Source organism: Streptomyces sp. UW30, from assembly GCF_008042075.1.
GTDB lineage: Bacteria > Actinomycetota > Actinomycetes > Streptomycetales > Streptomycetaceae > Streptomyces.
In genome coordinates this window covers 1-17,157 of the sequence record NZ_RDBN01000005.1, presented here as the reverse complement: position 1 = coordinate 17,157, position 17,157 = coordinate 1, and the positions used below count along the sequence as shown (strand labels likewise).

Genomic DNA, 17,157 nt, shown 5'->3' with positions numbered 1-17,157 from the left:
GACCTGCCACCCCCACGGATCGGCTCCCCGACGAACCCCCGCGCGGGCGCCCCCAACCGAGGTCGTCCTCGTTCACACGCTCACCTCTCGGCACGCCCGGTAGAAGTCCGTCCAGCCGTCCCGCTCGCGCACGACCGCCTCCAGGTACTCCTGCCAGATGACGCGGTCGGCCGCGGGGTCGCGGACGACGGCGCCGAGGATGCCCGCGGCGACATCACCGGGGCGCAGCACCCCGTCGCCGAAGTGGGCGGCCAGGGCGAGGCCGTTGGTGACGACGGAGATCGCCTCGGCCGTCGACAGCGTGCCGCTCGGCGACTTCAGCTTGGTGCGGCCGTCGGACGTGACCCCGTCGCGCAGCTCGCGGAAGACGGTGACGACACGGTGGATCTCGTCGATGCCGTCGGGCACGGCCGGCAGGTCGAGGGAGCGGCCGATCTGGTCGACGCGGCGGGAGACGATGTCCACCTCGGCCTCGACGCTCGCCGGCAACGGCAGCACGACCGTGTTGAAGCGTCGGCGCAGAGCGCTGGAGAGGTCGTTCACCCCACGGTCGCGGTCGTTGGCCGTGGCGATGAGGTTGAAGCCGCCGACCGCCTGCACCTCCTGCCCCAGCTCCGGTATCGGCAGCGTCTTCTCCGACAGGATCGTGATCAGCGTGTCCTGCACGTCCGCCGGAATACGGGTCAGCTCCTCGACGCGGGCGGTCATCCCCTCCGCCATGGCCCGCATGACGGGGCTCGGCACCAGGGCGTCGCCGCTCGGCCCGTGCGCGAGCAGCTGCGCGTAGTTCCAGCCGTACCGGATCGCCTCCTCCGGAGTGCCCGCGGTGCCCTGCACCAGCAGCGTCGAGTCACCGCTGACCGCCGCGGCCAGGTGCTCGGAAACCCACGTCTTCGCGGTGCCGGGCACACCCAGCAGAAGCAGGGCGCGGTCCGTGGCGAGCGTGGTGACGGCGACCTCGACGAGGCGGCGCGGGCCTACGTACTTGGGTGTGATCACCGTGCCGTCCGCAAGCGTGCCGCCCAGCAGATATGTGGACACGGCCCACGGCGACAGCTTCCAGCGTGCCGGCCGTGGACGGTCGTCCTGCGCGGCCAGCGCGGCGAGCTCATGGGCGAAGGCATCCTCGGCATGCGGTCGCAACGCCTCGGTCGGTTCGGTCTCCCCCGCCTCGACGGATGTCGGTTCTACGGACACAGGCATGGCAAAGTCCCCCTCCAGCTCGGCCGGTTCAGCCGTTTCGGATCTGGCACCCACGTTGCACCACGCCACTGACAATGCGTTCCGACCTGCGCAAACGCGCTCACGCCGCTTTCCGCCGGCCCGCTGCCCGGGCCGATTGTCAGTGGCGGGATCTACCTTCGATGACATGACTCAGCAGGGGGTGCGCTGGACCGCGGACCAGGTGCTGGCGCTGGCGCCTGACGCCGCGTCACGCAAAGCGGGAAGCAAACTCGGCGCGGCGGGGCCGTGGTCCGAGGCGGGGAGTGCCGACGAGGGGACGGTGTGGGGGCTGTGCAAGGGCAGTGGCAGCAAGCCGTATCAGACGGTCATCGACATCGCGGACGCGTCCGGGCCCGCGTACAAGTGCAGTTGCCCGAGCAGGAAGTTCCCGTGCAAGCACGCGCTCGGGCTGCTGCTGCTCTGGGCGGGCGGGGACGGCGCGGTGCCGCCGGGGCAGCCGCCGGACTGGGCGGAGCAGTGGATAAAGGGGAGAAGGCAGCGCGCCGAGGAGAAGCGGACGGCGGGCCCGTCCGGTTCCGAGTCGGCGTCCGCTGATCCGGAGGCGGCTCGACGCAGGGCGGAGCGCCGGGCCGTGCGGGTCACGGCGGGGGCGACGGAGCTGGAGCAGCGCCTGACGGACCTGCTGCGCGGTGGTCTCGCCGGCGCGGAGCAGGCGGGGTACGGGCTGTGGGAGGAGACGGCGGCCCGCATGGTCGACGCCCAGGCTCCCGGACTGGCCTCCCGGGTGCGGGAGTTGGGGGCGATCCCGGCATCCGGGCCGGGCTGGCCGGTGCGTCTGCTGGAGGAGTGCGCCCTGCTCCATCTCCTCGACCAGGGCTGGCTGCGCCGCGAGCGGCTGCCCGACGGCCTGGCGGACACGGTCCGCTCCCGCATCGGCCTGCCCGCATCGGCGGACGGCCCGCCGCTACGGGATCGCTGGCTGGTCCTCGCCCAGTACGACACGGCCGACGTGAAACTCACGACGCGCCGGATCTGGCTGCACGGCGCCGACTCGGGCCGTACCGCGCTGCTCCTCTCCTATGGCGCGGCCGGCCGCGCCCCGGAGCTGACGCTGCCGGTGGGGCTGGCCCTGGAGGCGGAGCTGGCGGCGTACCCCGGGGCCGGCCAACTGCGGGCGTCGCTCGGCGAGCAGTTCGCGCCACCGGCACCCGCGTCGATACGACCGCCGGGCCTGACGCCGGCCGAGGCCACCGTCCGCTACGGCGAGGCGCTCCGCGACGATCCGTGGCTGGACTCCGTCCCGGTGACCCTGGACCGGGTCATACCGACCCAGGACGGCGACTCGTGGCAGCTGGCGGACGCCGACGCGGACACGGCACTGCCGCTCACCCCGGCCGCCCGTGCCCGTCCGGGCCTGTGGCGCCTGGTCGCGCTGTCGGGAGGTGTGCCGGTGAAGGTGTTCGGCGAGTGCGGCCACCGCGGCTTCACCCCGCTCACGGCCTGGCCGCAGGGGGCGGGCGAGCCCGTGCAGCTGTGCTGAGCGACGCGCCCTTTCCCCCGACCCCTCCACGGCACCCAGCACACCGAGGCAGAGAGGAACGAACCTCATGAACAGTCCCTCCGTTCCCGTGGATTCGCCCGCGCCGAGCGCCTGGGAGGAACTCGTCACCGCGGCACTGCTCGGGACGGACCGGCGTACACCTCCGGGCTGCGCGCCGGGCCGGGAGGCGCCGGTGGCACTGCTGGACGCCGCGGCCGTGGAGACCGTGTGGCGGCGGGCCGGGCTGCGACCGGCGCGGGCGGCCGAGCCTCCTCAGCCCGCCCCCGAGGACGCCCGAGCGACGCTGCCCGCTCCGGCAGCCCGCAGGCTGGCGATGCTGTTGGCCGACCGTCCCGGCGTCGGCGGTGGCGGCCGCAGAGGCACGGCGCCGGACCTCGTGGAGCTGCTGCCCGAGTGGCTCGCGCGTGCCAACGACCGGCGTCTCGCGCCGTCTCCCGAGGTGCTGCCCGCACTGCTGGACGCGGCACGGGGGCGTACGGATCTGCGGCCGGCGGCGCTGACGTTCGCGGGCCCGCGCGCGGTGTGGCTCGCCCGGCTGAACCCGGACTGGCGATTCGCCCTGCGCGCGACACCGGGCGGGGGCGCGGCTCTGCCGCATCTCGAGGACTCGGCCAAGGTCCAACAGCTGTGGCGGGAGGGCCTGTTCGCGGAGCGGGTCGCCCTGCTCTCCGCGATACGCGCCCGTGAGCCCGTCGCCGCGCGCGAGCTGCTGACCACGACATGGGCAACGGAGCGGGCCGAGGACCGGCTTATGTTCCTCGACTCGCTGCGCATGGGGCTCGGCCCGCAGGACGAGCCGTTCCTGGAGCAGGCGCTGGCCGACCGCAGCCGCAATGTCCGCGCGACGGCGGCGGAGTTGCTGTCGGCGCTGCCTGGTTCGGCGCTCGCGGCGCGGATGGCGGTGCGCGCCGGGTCCTGCGTGGCGCTGGATCACACGGGTGACGAGCCGACGATCAGCGTCGAGGCACCGCACGAGTGCGACCCGGGCATGGAGCGCGACGGCGTGGTGGCCAAGTCTCCGGCGGGGCGGGGTGAACGGTCGTGGTGGTTCGGCCAGTTGGTGGAGGCGGCACCGCTCGGCGCCTGGGCGGGTCGGCTCGGCGGGCGTGCGCCCGGGGAGATCGTGGCGCTCCCGGTGACGGACGACTGGCAGGCCGAGCTGCACGCGGCATGGTGCCGGGCGGCCGTGCGGCAGCGGGACGCCGAGTGGGCGAGGGCGCTGCTCGGCTCGCCCTCGGCCCCGGAGGCCGGCGGTCCGGGGGCGGTGTCACTGGCCGAGCGGGCGAAGCTGCTGGGCACGCTGGGCTCGGCCGAGCGGGCCGAGTGGGTCGCGGGGTTCATCGCGACGCACGGTCTGTCGGAGGCGTTTCAGCTGCTCGGGGTGTGCGCCGTGCCCTGGGCCGCGCCGCTCGGGCGGGCGGTGGTCGACGCGCTCAACATCGCGCGGGACGCGGGGAGTTATCCATGGAGTTTCAGCGGAGTGATGGGCCTGGCCGAGCGCTGTCTCGACCCGGCCGAGGGAAACCGCCTGGACGGCCTGCTGGCGGTACCGGACGAACCGGAGGACGCGTCACCGGGGGCCGGGGGGTACTGGGCGGAGGCGTTCCAGCGGCTGGTGACGACGTTGCGCCTGCGGGCGGCGATGATCGAGGAGCTGGAGCCGACCGTCACCCCAGCTCACCCGCAGAGCACGACGGTCTAGGCCCCGGCCGGCTGCCGGACGTTCGCCCGTACCCAGTCCACGATCGACTGCGTGGTCGCGCCCGGCGTGAAGATCTCCGCGACACCCTTCTCCTTCAGCGGGGGAATGTCCGCCTCGGGAATGATCCCGCCGCCGAAGACGAGGATGTCCTCCGCCTCGCGCTCCTTGAGCAGTTCGATCACGGCGGCGAAGAGGGTGTTGTGGGCCCCGGAGAGGATGGACAGACCGATCGCGTCGGCGTCCTCCTGGATCGCGGTGCCGACGATCTGCTCGGGGGTCTGGTGGAGCCCGGTGTAGATGACCTCCATACCGGCGTCGCGCAGCGCCCGCGCGATCACCTTGGCCCCGCGATCGTGGCCGTCGAGTCCCGGCTTGGCCACCACCACGCGGATCGGACCGGCTGCCACACCCATCACTGCCTCCATGAAGCGACTACATCCATCCGTACCGACAAGCACTACTCATGTATGAGTTATGCCGCACTCACCGCACATGTCATACATGGTGCGCGTATCGCACATTTCCGCCGCTCACCGCACCGGACGCGCCCTCACGGCACGGACGCCCCGGGCCACGTCGCCCGGAGAAGTGAACGAACGTTATCGCCAGCATCCCGCAACCGGCAGTTTCGCGGTGCAGACCGAGGGGGAAATCACACGGTGGGACACGTTCGCCGCGCACCGTTCCACATCTTTGCGGCACACGGGCCGCAGCAGCCTGCGGTACACGCGTCGCAGCGGGACCAAGCGCATCGGGAGCCGCAACGAGGTCGCCGCACCACCGCGCCGCAGGCCGCGCGACGCGACGGTGCGGCGCGCCGACGGTGGTACGAAGGGCACGTAGGGCAGGTAAGGCACGACAGCGGGGAAGCCTCGTCGCCACACCGACAGGGAGCCCCGTACGGTCATCGGCGCACCACGGCCACCAGGGCCGGCTCGCGCACCGCGCGCCTCGCTTGCCCCACGCGCCCTCGTCATACCCCGCCGGCCCCCTCGGCCGCGACTTCCCACGAGGGCACACGGGGGCCGGAGCCGTCCTCCTGCGTGCCGCAAGGAGGTCGGCCATGAAGGTCACCGGGGCAGCACTCCCCTTTCTCCCGCTTTACCGGCGTCTGCTCCCGAGCAGCCTCGCCGGCCTCTCCATGGCCCTGCTGAAGGCGACCGCCCTGGAGATCGCGATCCTCGCCGGGCACCTTCTCCTCTACCCCTCCGGCATCACACAGGAGCGCCGCACCACCGTGTGATTTCCCCCTCGGTCTGCACCGCGAAACTGCCGGTTGCGGGATGCTGGCGATAACGCGGTGCGGATGTCACAGGTCAGCGGGGAGTAGTTGAGCGACTCGACCTGGTGCCTGCCGTGCTGGGCGAGGTTGCGGCGCAGCACCCCCATGCTCCCCTCCCCCGAAACCGCCAAGCTGCCGACGCAGACCAAACCCCCCGTCGTCCTGCTGCACGGCTTCATAGACAACCGCTCGGTCTTCGTCCTGCTGCGCCGCAACCTCGCCCAGCACGGCAGGCACCAGGTCGAGTCGCTCAACTACTCCCCGCTGACCTGTGACATCCGCACCGCGGCCGAACTGCTCGGCCGGCACATAGAGGGGATCTGCGAGCGCACCGGCAGCAAGCAGGTCGACGTCGTCGGACACAGCCTCGGCGGGCTGATAGCGCGTTATTACGTGCAGCGCCTCGGCGGCGACCTGAGGGTCCGCACCCTCGTCACGCTCGGCACCCCGCACTCCGGCACCCGTGTCGTCCCGCTGGCGAACGCGCACCCCATCGTGCGCCAGATGCGCCCCGGCTCGCCCATCCTGGAGGAGTTGGCCCGCCCCGCACCGGGCTGCCGTACGCACTTCGTGAGCTTCTGGAGCGACCTCGACCACCTGATGGACCCGTTGGAGACGGCCTGCATCGACCACCCGGATCTGCTGGCGCAGAACGTCCGCGTGAGCGGCGTCGGCCACCTCGCCCTTCCGGTGCACCCCGCCGTGGCGACCGGGATACGGCAGGCCCTCGACGCCACACGTCCGGGAGCCGCAGCCGTCCCCCAGTCCGACGGCATGACAGTGGCCTAACCGCGCCCCGGCGCCCCAGGGCGGTCGTCCGACATCGAACAACCCTCGAACACAAGGCCAACATCGCGCCCGTAGTCCGCCAAAACACGGCCGAATGCCCGTTTCCTGCGCGCGCGAAACCTGCGGAAGATTGTCGTGCCCGCGTACTGCCGGGTACAGTCGCCGCACTGCTCTGGCAGCCCCTGTTGTCGAGGCGAGAGAGAAGTTGGTGAACGATCGTCACCCGTCGGGGACCATGACGTCTCCGGCTTCGGCTCCCGATGCCGCCTCGGCGCACTACGCGTCGTACGGCGCCCAGGAAGCCCACTACGGTGACTCCACCACGTACGGCACCTACGACGCCAACGGATTTGCCACCGCCGGTCACTGCGCCCCGACCTTCGACGCGGACCCCCTCTTCGGCAGCCTCCCCGGCGACGGCACGGGCGCGTACGACGCCACCCAGTGGTCCACGGGCAGCCACCAGAGCGCGCACTACGACGCATACGCGGCCCAGCACCACGCCGCCTACGACACCGGGGCGTACGAGACCGGGGCCTGGACGACCGACCACGAGCGACTCGCCTTCGTCCCGCAGCAGGCCAACGGCCATGACGTCTCCGGCCAGTGGGACGCGAACGCCTGGCTCCAGCCCGAGCAGTCCGGGACCCCTGCCGACCAGACCCAGCACTGGGAATGGGGCACGACGGCCTTCGACACCGGGGCGTACGACGCCACCCAGTGGAACTCCGACGGCAGTCCGGCGCAGGCGCCCGACGGCTACGAGCAGCCAGCAGAATCCTTCGACCAGCAGGCGACTGCGCACTTCGACCAGATCGAGCACGGCGCCCCTGCGTCGTACGACGACGCCACGGCCTATGCCGAGCACCCGGCCTACGACGAGCACACGCCGTACGACCACACCTCGTACGACGACCCGGCCCAGCACGAAGGCGAGTTGACCTCCACCGGCGAACTCCCCGCCGCGGCCCCGCTCCTCGACGACCAGGAGGAGACCACTCCGGCCCCCTCCCCCCGCGCCGGCTCCCGCAGCGGGGCGCGGTCCCGCCGCCGTACGCCTCCCAAGCGCTCCGCGCTGCTGACGGTCGCTGTGCCGTCGGCGTGTGTGATGGGCGTCGCGGGTATCGCCGCCGCCTCCGTCGGCACGCTGACCGACGACAAGGACGCGTCCACGCTGGCCTCGGAAGGCGAGGCCGTGAAGCCGTCCGCGGCGAACAACAAGCTGGACAGCCAGCTGGAGAGCCTTTCCGCCGGCGCGGACGACTTCGCGGACCGGGCGAGCCGGACGCAGGAGCGCATCGACCTCAAGGCCCAGCAGGCGGCCGAGAAGCGCAAGGCCGCCGAGGAGGCGGCCCGCAAGGAGCGGCTGCGCCCGAAGTTCGCGATTCCGGTCTCGAACCACGGCCTCAGCGCCTACTTCGGCCAGTCCGGAATCAACTGGATGTCCGTGCACACCGGCATCGACTTCCCCGTCTCGTACGGCACGACGGTGATGGCCGCGACCGACGGCACCGTCCGCACGCAGTGGAACAGCGCCTACGGCAACATGATGATCGTGACCGCGATGGACGGCACGGAGACGTGGTACTGCCACCTCTCCAGCTACCGCGTCGCCTCCGGTACGACGGTCAAGGCCGGCGACCCCATCGCGTACTCCGGCAACTCCGGCAACTCGACGGGCCCGCACCTGCACTTCGAGGTGCGACCGGGTGGCGGCTCGGCGATAGACCCGCTGTCCTGGCTGCGCAGCCACGGGCTCGACCCCACGTGAGCAACGCCTGACGACTTGCCGGTACTGACGACTTCACCCATGCGCCCCCGTCCTCGACGGGGGCGCATGCGCGTGAGTGCTACAGCTTCTCCACGGGCGCATACCGCAGCAGCAGCCGCTTCGGCTTGGTGTCGCCGAAGTCGACCGTCGCCTCGGCGTTCGCGCCCGTGCCCTTCACCGCCATCACCGTGCCGAGCCCGAACTGGTCGTGCGTGACGCGGTCACCGACGGCCAGCTGGACGACCGGCTTGTCGCCGGTGCGGCGCGTGGCGAAGCCGGACGCACCCGAGGCCGAGGAGCGCGAGCGGGACGAGGACAGCGAGGCGGCGACGCCGGACGCCGGACCGGAGGAGACGGGCGCGGTCGCCCCCGTGCGCTTCCAGTCGACGTGCTGAGCCGGGATCTCCTCCAGGAAGCGGGACGGCGGGTTGTACGAAGGCTGCCCCCAGGCGCTGCGCATCGACGAGCGCGTCAGATACAGCCGTTCACGCGCGCGCGTGATGCCGACGTACGCGAGCCGCCGCTCCTCCTCCAGCTCCTTGTTCTGGCCGAGGGCGCGCATGTGCGGGAAGACGCCGTCCTCCATGCCGGTGAGGAAGACGACCGGGAACTCCAGGCCCTTGGCGGTGTGGAGGGTCATCAGGGTGATGACGCCGGAGCCGTCCTCCTCCTCGTCCGGGATCTGGTCGGAGTCGGCGACGAGCGCGACCCGCTCCAGGAAGTCCGCGAGCCCACCGGTGGCCTCGCCCTCGCCCGACTCCTGCTCGAACTCCAGGGCGACGGCGGCGAGTTCCTGGAGGTTCTCGATCCGGGTCTCGTCCTGAGGGTCGGTGGAGGCCTGCAACTCGGCCAGGTACCCGGTCCGTTCGAGGACCGCCTCCAGGACGGTCGCCGGTCCCGCGCCGGACTCGACGATGGTACGGAGCTCCTCCATCAGCGTGTTGAACCGCTTGACGGCGTTCGTCGACCGCGCGGCCATGCCGTACGCCTCGTCGACCCGCCGCAGTGCCTGCGGGAAGCTGATCTTCTCGCGCTGCGACAGGGCGTCGATCATCGCCTCGGCGCGATCGCCGATGCCGCGCTTGGGCACGTTCAGGATCCGCCGCAGCGGCACGGAGTCCTCGGGGTTGGCCAGCACGCGCAGGTAGGCCAGGACGTCCCGGACCTCCTTGCGCTCGTAGAATCGGACCCCGCCGACGACCTTGTAGGGCAGGCCGACGCGGATGAAGATCTCTTCGAAGACACGGGACTGGGCGTTCGTACGGTAGAAGACGGCGACGTCGCCGGCCTTCGCGTCGCCCGCGTCCGTCAGTCGGTCTATCTCCTCGGCGACGAACTGTGCCTCGTCGTGCTCGGTGTCCGCGACATAGCCGGTGATGCGCGCGCCTGCGCCCGCGTTGGTCCACAGGTTCTTGGGGCGGCGGGACTCGTTACGCTCGATGACCGCGTTGGCGGCGCTCAGGATCGTCTGGCTGGAGCGGTAGTTCTGCTCCAGCAGGATCGTCGTCGCGTCCGGGTAGTCCTCCTCGAACTGGAGGATGTTGCGGATGGTGGCGCCGCGGAAGGCGTAGATCGACTGGTCGGCGTCACCCACCACGCACAGCTCGGCCGGCGGGACGTCGTACTCGTTCGGCGGCACGTCGACGGGGTGCTCGCGCGTACCGACGAGCTCGCGCACGAGAGCGTACTGCGCGTGGTTGGTGTCCTGGTACTCATCCACCAGCACATGCCGGAAGCGACGGTGGTAGTGCTCGGCGACGTCCGGGAAGGCGCGCAGCAGGTTGACCGTCGTCATGATCAGGTCGTCGAAGTCGAGGGCGTTCGCCTCCCGCAACCGCGACTGGTACAGGACGTACGCCTGCGCGAGGGTCTTCTCGAAGCCGTCCGTCGCCTGGGAGGCGAAGTCCTCCTCGTCGATCAGCTCGTTCTTCAGATTGCTGATCTTGGCGCTGAAGGACTTGGGCGGAAACCGCTTGGGGTCGAGATCCAGATCACGGCACACGAGCGCCATCAGCCGCTTGCTGTCGGCGGCGTCGTAGATCGAGAAGGACGATGTGAACCCGAGCTTCTTGCTCTCCCTGCGCAGGATGCGCACACACGCGCTGTGGAAGGTCATCACCCACATCGCGTTCGCGCGCGGGCCGACGAGCTGCTCGACGCGCTCCTTCATCTCGCCCGCGGCCTTGTTGGTGAAGGTGATCGCGAGGATCTGCCCCGGATGCACGCTCCGCTCGGCGAGCAGGTGGGCGATGCGATGGGTGAGCACACGGGTCTTGCCGGACCCGGCCCCGGCCACGATGAGCAGCGGGGTGTCGGAGTGGACGACGGCGGCACGCTGGTTCTCGTTCAGCCCCTCCAGCAGCGCCGCGGCGTCGATGGCGGGGCGCGGGGCGCCGTCGCGGTAGTAGCCGTCCCGGTCCGGTGGCACGTCGAACTTCCCACCGAACAGATCGTCCGGAACCGGCTCCGGAGTGTGATCGTCCTCGGGCGGCGGCGGGTGTTCTTCCTCGCGGGCCCGTGGGGCCTGGAGGTCCGCCAGGAAGCTGTCGTCAAAGAGGCTGCTCATCGCTCTCCGAGTCTAGGCCGCGCCACTGACAACCCGCCGCCGCCCGAGGACGATCACACTCCGGAGCCGGTTCCGGACGATCTGTTCGGTGGGAAGTTCGACGTGCCACCGGACCGGGACGGCTACTACCGCGACGGCGCCCCGCGCCCCGCCATCGACGCCGCGGCGCTGCTGGAGGGGCTGAACGAGAACCAGCGTGCCGCCGTCGTCCACTCCGACACCCCCCACGCACCCCCCGAACCGCCACTTCGGTCAGCACACAGCGTGAACTCGACGTCCCCGTCCCGGGATCACGCTCACTTACGGTCACCCGCGGCCAGCACCCAGCACTTCCGCACAACGCGTCACCGACGCGACACAGCGAGGTTTAGCGTCCTCCACCAGGTGACCGGCTCCCCACCGCCGCCCGGGCCAGGGGCGGCAGTCGGACACCACCGCCGAGAAAGTCCGGCGGCGGCCCGCTCCCCCTGTGCAGGCCGCCGCCGGACGCGTAACCCGCCCCGGGCGGTTGTACGTCGCTCCCCCCAGGCGCTCGTACAGCCGCCGTCCTCCGGGGCGCAGTACGCCCGGCGCCGCCCTGACGGACGTACGGGACGAGGCGGCCGTACGAAAGGACGTGCAGTCCACGTGGCAGCGCACCGAAAGCCCCGTCAGCGCTCGGCCGGCGGCAACACGGCCCGCACGGCATGGACGATCGCGCTGGCGGGCGCGGCGACGGCGACCGGATTCGACGGGACCGGGCACGCGGAGCCGCAGCTGACACCGGCGCAGGTGAAGGCGAAGGTGGACAGGCTGTACCAGGAGGCGGAGGCCGCCACCGAGAAGTACAACGGCGCGAAGGAGAAGGCGGACGCGGCCGAGCAGCGGATCAGGACGCTTCAGGACGAGGCCGCCCGCAAGACGGAGAAGCTCAACTCGGCGCGGGAAGCGCTCGGTTCGATGGCCGCGGCGCAGTACCGCGACGGCGGCCTCGACCCGGCCCTCCAGCTCGCCCTCTCCGCAGACCCCGACCGCTACCTGGACGGCGCGGAGTTCGCCGAGCGCGCCGGCAACCGGCAGGCCGCGTCCGTCGCGAGCGTCCGCGGACAGCTGCGCGAGATCGAGCAGCTGCGCGGCGCCGCCCGCATCGAACTGGCCTCACTGAAGTCCCGCCAGGCGGAACTGAAGCAGCACAAGAAGACGATCACCGGCAAGCTGGACACGGCCCGCACCCTGCTGGGCCGGCTGACCGCCGAGGAGCAGGCCCGCCTCGACGATCGCGCCACCCGCTCTTCGACCGGCGCCCGCGAAGCCCTGACCGCCCCCGGCTCCGCCACCTCCCAGGCCCCCAACTCCCGCGCGGCGGCCGCCGTCTCCTACGCCTACGCCAAGCTCGGCAGCCCCTACGTCTGGGGCGCGACCGGCCCCAACGCCTTCGACTGCTCCGGCCTCACCCAGGCCGCCTACCGCTCGGCCGGCCTCTCACTGCCCCGCACGACCTACGCCCAGATCGACGCGGGCCGCCGCGTCTCCCGCTCCGAACTGCTCCCGGGCGACCTGGTGTTCTTCTACTCCGGCATCAGCCATGTGGGCCTGTACATCGGCAACGGCCAGATGATCCACGCCCCCAACCCGTCCGCGCCCGTTCGGGTGGCGCCGTTGGACGAGATGCCGTTCGCGGGAGCCACGAGGGTGTCCTGACCGAGCCCGGGCCACGGCGAACCAGCCGAAGCCCCGGCCCCGGTGTCACACCAGACGCCGTGCCGTGGCCCACCGCGTCAGCTCGTGCCGGTTGGACAGCTGGAGCTTCCTCAGCACCGCCGAGACATGGGACTCGACCGTCTTGACGGAGATGAACAGCTGCTTGGCGATCTCCTTGTACGCGTACCCCCGCGCGATCAGCCGCAGCACCTCCCGCTCGCGCTGGGTGAGGCGGTCGAGGTCCTCGTCGACCGGCGGCGCGTCCGTCGACGCGAACGCGTCCAGGACGAACCCGGCGAGGCGCGGCGAGAACACCGCGTCGCCGTCCTGCACCCGGAAGATGGAGTCGACCAGGTCCGTGCCGGTGATCGTCTTCGTCACGTATCCGCGCGCCCCGCCGCGGATCACCCCGATGACATCCTCCGCGGCGTCCGAGACGGACAGCGCCAGGAAGCGGACGGGCTGTTCGCTGTCCGCCATCAACGGGGCGCAGCGACGCAGGACTTCGACCCCGCCGCCACCCGGCAGGTGCACGTCGAGGAGGACGACCTCGGGCCGGGTCGCGGTGATGACCGTGACCGCCTGGTCGACGTCCGCGGCCTCGCCGACGACCTCGACTCCGGTCTGTTCGGTCCGGCCGATCTCGGCCTGGACTCCCGTACGGAACATGCGGTGGTCGTCGACGAGGACCACGCGCGCGTGCCGCTCGGCAGCGCTCCCGCCGGTCGACTCCACGGGCTCGCTCGCCTCGGTCGGGTCGCTCATGACGTCTTCTCCGCCCTCTCCATCTCCAGCTCGACCTCCGTGCCGCCGTCGGGCACCGCCCGCAGCCGGGCCGTTCCGCCGTTGCGCTCCATGCGGCCGATGATCGATTCTCTGACGCCCATGCGGTCGGCGGGTATCGAGTCGAGGTCGAAGCCCGGACCGCGGTCCCGGACGGACACGAAGACGGTCTTTCCCTCCACCTCGGCGTAGACCTGCACGGCGCCGCCCTCGCCACCGTACTTGGCGGCGTTCACCATCGCCTCGCGCGCGGCTTGCATCTGTGCGGCGATCCTCTCGTCGAGCGGGCAGTCGCCGACGACCACGACCTCGATGGGGACGCCGTGCTTGTCCTCCACCTCGGCGGCATTGCGCCGCACCGCGTCGGCGAGGTTGGCGGGTTCGTCGGCCTCGTCCTTGCCGGTGCCCTCGGGTTTGTACAGCCAGGTGCGCAGGTCGCGCTCCTGGGCGCGGGCGAGGCGGCGCACCTCGTTCGCGTTCTCCGCGTTGCGCTGGATCAGGGTGAGGGTGTGCAGCACCGAGTCGTGGACGTGAGCCGCGACCTCGGCGCGCTCCTGGGCGCGGATGCGCATCAGGCGTTCCTCGGAGAGGTCCTGGGTCATCCGGACCAGGTACGGCCCCGCGAGCAGCGTTATCCCGACGAGGACCGCCAGGGCCGCCTGGAGGACGGAGCCGAGGTGGGCGGCCGAGCCCTGCAGGACGAAGATTCCGGAGACGCCGGTCGTGACGAGGACGACACCGCCCGCGGCACGCAGCAGAGTAAGGGTGCGCCGGCGCCGCCCGACCTCCATCCAGCGGGCCCGGCGTGCATTGTCCGCCTGGCGCCAGACGAGGSCGACGCCCGCGCCGACGAGGACGGCGGGCAGGAGGTAGGCCTTGGCGCCGTTGCCCAGGTCCACGCTGCCGACGAAGACCATCGCCACGGCGACCATCAGGAGCAGCGCGACGATCTGGCCCTTGTCCGGCTTGCGGGTGACGAGTCTGCGGCGGCCGTCGGCCGCGGTCTCGGTGGCGAAGGGGGACGGCCGCTGCGCGTCGACCCCGCCGACGCCGAGCGGCACGAAGAACCAGAACGCGGCATACAGCAGCGCACCGAGGCCGTCCGCCATGAACAGGCCGACGAAGACGAGCCGCACCCAGATGACCGGCAGGCCGAGATGCCCGGCGAGCCCCCGCGCCACGCCCCCGAGCCAGCGTCCGTCACTGCTGCGGTAGAGCTTGCGCGGCGGCCGCGGTTCGGCGAGTGGCGCTGTTGCGGCTTCCGGCATGCCATCGATGTTCACACGCCCGGACGGCCGGAGCATCAGGGTCGACCCCCTAGACTCCCCTGATCTTCGGGGTCCGTCGCCTCGAACGCTTCCCCCGCACCCGACTCAGGGCCGATATCAGGGTCCGACCAGGGTCATTCCGACTCCCGCCACGCCGACCCGCCCGTCACCATGGACACATGACTGATCACCAGCACGCCGCGGACTCCGTGCCCGAGCCGGAGGGCGTGCCCCCCGCGGGCACCCCGTCCGGCCCGGCACCCGCGAGCGCCGCGGGTGAGGAACCGCGCGCACACGCGGACGCGGAAGCAGAGGCGTCCGCGGAAGCGGGCGGACTCGCCCCGCCGCACAGGTTCCGGCGCGACCGGCGGCACAAAATGCTGGCCGGCGTGTGCGCCGGGCTCGGGCGGCAGTGCGACATGGACCCGGTGATCTTCCGGATCACCCTCGCCGTGCTCTCCGCGACCGGCGGTATAGGCCTCATCTTCTACGGCTTCGCCTGGCTCTTCGTCCCGTATGACGACGAGGACGAGAACGAGGTGCGCAAGCTGCTGACCGGCCGCGTCGACGGCCAGGCGCTCACGGGCGTGCTGTTCGCGCTGGTCGGCTGCGGCGTCTTCCTGACGCTGCTGAACAACGGCGGCGTGCTGGCCTTCGCCGTCGTCCTCTCCGTCCTCGTGGCCGGCGCCGGTTACTGGTCACGTCACCGCGGCACCCCCGACCCGGACCCCCTCGCCGCCCAGGCCGTCGCCGACGCCCCGCCGGAGGCGCAGGCCCCACCGGTCCCCGCCGCCTACCCGTCCTGGTGGCGCGAGCCCATCGTCAAGGACGGCACGCACGAGGGCGGCACGGGCTATCTCTGGGGCCCCCGCGACTCCCGCGACCGCGACATCGCGGCGGCGGTCAACATCGGCCTCGGCGCCACCTGGAGCAGCCGCCAGGACATTCGGGCCCGCCGCTCCCGGCAGCCCAAGCCCCGTGGTGCCCGCTGGATCGGCGGCTGGGTCTTCCTGCTGGCCCTCCTCGCGGGCGCCGCCGGCACGGGCGCCACCTGGGAGGACCACGCACTCGGCACCAGCCTCCAGACGGGTCTGGCCTGCGCGCTGCTGGTCATAGGCCTGGGCATAGCCATCAGCGCGTTCCTGGGCCGCACGGGAGCGGGCTCCGTCTTCCTGGCGATCATCACCGCGGGCCTGCTGGCCGCCTCGGCAGCGCTGCCCAAGGACATCAGTACGCAATGGATCGAGCGAACGTGGGAACCGGCGGCCGTGGCCGACGTACAGAACCAGTACGACCTGGGAACCGGCGTGGGCACCCTGGACCTGACCCGGCTGGATCTCTCGAAGGACCGGACGGTGACGACCAGAGCCGATGTGGGCGTGGGTCAGCTGAAGGTGATCGTCCCCAAGGACGCGACGGTGAAGGTGAGCATCGACGTGGGCGTGGGGGACATCCAGCTGCCGGGCGAGGACGAACAGGACGTGGACGTGGCACCGGGCAAGCACAAGGAACTGACCCTGACCCCGACCGCGGGCACCAAGAGTGCGGGCACGCTGGACCTCGATCTGAGCGTCGGCGTCGGACAGGCGGAGGTGAGCCGTGCTACGTCATGAGTTCCAGCCCGGAAGGCTGGTCGCGGGCGCCTTCCTGACCATCGCGGGGATCGCCTACGCCGGTGACGCCGGCGACGCCTGGGAGACCCCGTGGTTCGCGGTGATCCCCTTGGTCATCGGCGGCCTGTTCCTGGCAGGTGCGACGGCACTCCTGACCCGGGCGATACGCAGACGCCGCGGCACACCGCGTGCGCCCCACACACCGCCCTCGCCGGACGCACACACCTGACCGGCTCCCCCGACCACCGGGAGCGGACGGGAGCTACCGATACCCACCCGTCCGCTGTCGTCGCCGCGCCCGCAAGGCGGCATCCAGCGACAACATCGGGGCACCCGCGAGCACGAGCGGCAGCCAGGCCATCAGATAGGCGAGGTCATTGCCGTAGTAGTAGGGATCGGAGGCCCAGCTGACCGTCAGCCACAGACTGAGCGAGATCAGCGCCCCACCGAGTGCCGCCAGACGGGCGAACAGCCCGATGAGCGTGCCGATCCCGACGGCGAGCTCACCGAAGGCGATGGCGTAACCGAAAGCCACCGGGGCGTCCAGGGCCATGTCGACCATCGCCGGAATGGCCGCCGAATCCTTCACGGCCCGCATCATGTCGCCGATCGAGCCGGCGCCGGAGTCCTTCATGAAGGCGCTGTCGGTGAGTTTGTCCAGGCCGGCGTAGATAAAGGTGACGCCGAGGAAGACGCGGAGCGGGAGGAGTGCGTAATGGGCGGCGGTGTCCCGCCAACCCCGGTTGCCGTTGAGGTAAGGGGACTGCGTGTCCGTGTGCATACCGTGAGTCATCGCCCGTAGCCGCCTCTCGCCCGCCGTGCCGTGACCCCTCAAAAGACGATACGTACGCAATCTCTGCGCCGCTCAACCATGCCGCCCGTATTCTGCGCCGCGCGTTGCCGGGTGAACACCCCCCCAACCACATCGGCCTCACCGGGGGCTGCCGCCCCCAGACC

General features: G+C 71.5%; 13 protein-coding genes and 3 pseudogenes. 9 read left to right on the top strand and 7 right to left on the bottom strand.

The window, feature by feature from the left end; all coding sequences use genetic code 11:
* Positions 1-72: 72 nt before the first annotated feature.
* The gene (locus EAO75_RS01670; RefSeq protein ID WP_147993235.1) at positions 73-1,203 is read right to left on the bottom strand and encodes an ATP-binding protein; all 1,131 of its coding nucleotides are present in this window, start codon (positions 1,201-1,203) and stop codon (positions 73-75) included.
* Between the two features lie 166 nt (positions 1,204-1,369).
* Between EAO75_RS01670 and EAO75_RS01665 the strand changes: the two genes are divergently transcribed.
* Both EAO75_RS01665 and EAO75_RS01660 read left to right on the top strand, forming a co-directional pair.
* The gene (locus tag EAO75_RS01665) at positions 1,370-2,725 is read left to right on the top strand and encodes an SWIM zinc finger family protein (RefSeq protein WP_147993234.1); all 1,356 of its coding nucleotides are present in this window, start codon (positions 1,370-1,372) and stop codon (positions 2,723-2,725) included.
* Between the two features lie 67 nt (positions 2,726-2,792).
* Positions 2,793-4,448, top strand: a complete 1,656-nt coding sequence (locus EAO75_RS01660) for a DUF5691 domain-containing protein (RefSeq protein ID WP_147993233.1) — start codon at positions 2,793-2,795, stop codon at positions 4,446-4,448.
* Here EAO75_RS01660 and EAO75_RS01655 read toward each other — a convergent pair.
* Complete coding sequence (locus tag EAO75_RS01655; protein WP_147993232.1) at positions 4,445-4,861, bottom strand: cobalamin B12-binding domain-containing protein; 417 nt, start codon at positions 4,859-4,861, stop codon at positions 4,445-4,447. The genes EAO75_RS01660 and EAO75_RS01655 overlap by 4 nt on opposite strands.
* Before the next feature lie 650 nt (positions 4,862-5,511).
* Here EAO75_RS01655 and EAO75_RS01650 point away from each other — a divergent pair.
* Positions 5,512-5,682 (top strand): annotated as a pseudogene (locus EAO75_RS01650) (lipase); the annotation flags it as partial.
* Positions 5,683-5,723: 41 nt separating this feature from the next.
* Here EAO75_RS01650 and EAO75_RS48460 read toward each other — a convergent pair.
* Positions 5,724-5,831, bottom strand: a pseudogene (locus tag EAO75_RS48460) (lipase); the annotation flags it as partial.
* Here EAO75_RS48460 and EAO75_RS01640 point away from each other — a divergent pair.
* A complete protein-coding gene (locus tag EAO75_RS01640; RefSeq protein WP_315986979.1) occupies positions 5,779-6,519 on the top strand; it encodes an esterase/lipase family protein in 741 nt (246 codons plus the stop codon). The pseudogene EAO75_RS48460 and the gene EAO75_RS01640 sit on opposite strands and share 53 nt — an antisense overlap.
* Positions 6,520-6,754: 235 nt before the next feature.
* Positions 6,755-8,290: a M23 family metallopeptidase gene (locus EAO75_RS01635; protein WP_261989108.1), complete on the top strand. Its 1,536-nt coding sequence runs from the start codon at positions 6,755-6,757 to the stop codon at positions 8,288-8,290.
* A 79-nt stretch (positions 8,291-8,369) separates the two neighbouring features.
* On the opposite strand, the gene pcrA is transcribed toward EAO75_RS01635, so the two are convergent.
* Positions 8,370-10,856 carry a DNA helicase PcrA gene (gene pcrA / locus EAO75_RS01630; RefSeq protein ID WP_147993229.1) on the bottom strand — a complete coding sequence of 829 codons (2,487 nt, stop codon included), beginning with the start codon at positions 10,854-10,856 and terminating at the stop codon, positions 8,370-8,372.
* Here pcrA and EAO75_RS48455 point away from each other — a divergent pair.
* Positions 10,815-11,081 (top strand): annotated as a pseudogene (locus tag EAO75_RS48455) (hypothetical protein); the annotation flags it as partial. The gene pcrA and the pseudogene EAO75_RS48455 sit on opposite strands and share 42 nt — an antisense overlap.
* A gap of 402 nt (positions 11,082-11,483) precedes the next feature.
* Positions 11,484-12,536: a C40 family peptidase gene (locus EAO75_RS01625; RefSeq protein WP_147993228.1), complete on the top strand. Its 1,053-nt coding sequence runs from the start codon at positions 11,484-11,486 to the stop codon at positions 12,534-12,536.
* Positions 12,537-12,581: 45 nt separating this feature from the next.
* On the opposite strand, the gene EAO75_RS01620 is transcribed toward EAO75_RS01625, so the two are convergent.
* Positions 12,582-13,301 (bottom strand): LuxR C-terminal-related transcriptional regulator, encoded by a 720-nt coding sequence (locus EAO75_RS01620; protein WP_147993227.1) that lies wholly within the window; start codon positions 13,299-13,301, stop codon positions 12,582-12,584.
* Positions 13,298-14,587: an ATP-binding protein gene (locus EAO75_RS01615; protein WP_147993226.1), complete on the bottom strand. Its 1,290-nt coding sequence runs from the start codon at positions 14,585-14,587 to the stop codon at positions 13,298-13,300. Before EAO75_RS01615 ends, EAO75_RS01620 begins: the two co-directional genes overlap by 4 nt.
* Positions 14,588-14,766: 179 nt before the next feature.
* Here EAO75_RS01615 and EAO75_RS01610 point away from each other — a divergent pair, with 179 nt between their 5' ends.
* Both EAO75_RS01610 and EAO75_RS01605 read left to right on the top strand, forming a co-directional pair.
* Positions 14,767-16,200 carry a PspC domain-containing protein gene (locus tag EAO75_RS01610; protein WP_147993225.1) on the top strand — a complete coding sequence of 478 codons (1,434 nt, stop codon included), beginning with the start codon at positions 14,767-14,769 and terminating at the stop codon, positions 16,198-16,200.
* Entirely contained in the window at positions 16,187-16,429 is a 243-nt protein-coding gene (locus tag EAO75_RS01605; protein ID WP_147993224.1) for a hypothetical protein, read from the top strand. The genes EAO75_RS01610 and EAO75_RS01605 overlap by 14 nt, the downstream gene beginning before the upstream one ends.
* A 33-nt stretch (positions 16,430-16,462) precedes the next feature.
* Here the strand turns inward: EAO75_RS01605 and EAO75_RS01600 are convergent, their stop codons facing one another.
* On the bottom strand, positions 16,463-16,993 hold the full coding sequence (locus tag EAO75_RS01600) for a DoxX family protein (protein ID WP_147993223.1): 531 nt from the start codon (positions 16,991-16,993) through the stop codon (positions 16,463-16,465).
* Positions 16,994-17,157 lie beyond the last annotated feature (164 nt).

What these genes read in the sequence shown, in the direction of transcription:
- EAO75_RS01670 (WP_147993235.1), bottom strand. Translation starts at nt 1,203, where the DNA reads ATGCCTGTGTCCGTAGAACCGACATCCGTCGAGGCGGGGGAGACCGAA.
- EAO75_RS01665 (WP_147993234.1), top strand. Translation starts at nt 1,370, where the DNA reads ATGACTCAGCAGGGGGTGCGCTGGACCGCGGACCAGGTGCTGGCGCTG.
- EAO75_RS01660 (WP_147993233.1), top strand. Translation starts at nt 2,793, where the DNA reads ATGAACAGTCCCTCCGTTCCCGTGGATTCGCCCGCGCCGAGCGCCTGG.
- EAO75_RS01655 (WP_147993232.1), bottom strand. Translation starts at nt 4,861, where the DNA reads ATGGGTGTGGCAGCCGGTCCGATCCGCGTGGTGGTGGCCAAGCCGGGA.
- EAO75_RS01635 (WP_261989108.1), top strand. Translation starts at nt 6,755, where the DNA reads ATGACGTCTCCGGCTTCGGCTCCCGATGCCGCCTCGGCGCACTACGCG.
- pcrA (WP_147993229.1), bottom strand. Translation starts at nt 10,856, where the DNA reads ATGAGCAGCCTCTTTGACGACAGCTTCCTGGCGGACCTCCAGGCCCCA.
- EAO75_RS01620 (WP_147993227.1), bottom strand. Translation starts at nt 13,301, where the DNA reads ATGAGCGACCCGACCGAGGCGAGCGAGCCCGTGGAGTCGACCGGCGGG.
- EAO75_RS01610 (WP_147993225.1), top strand. Translation starts at nt 14,767, where the DNA reads ATGACTGATCACCAGCACGCCGCGGACTCCGTGCCCGAGCCGGAGGGC.
- EAO75_RS01600 (WP_147993223.1), bottom strand. Translation starts at nt 16,993, where the DNA reads ATGACTCACGGTATGCACACGGACACGCAGTCCCCTTACCTCAACGGC.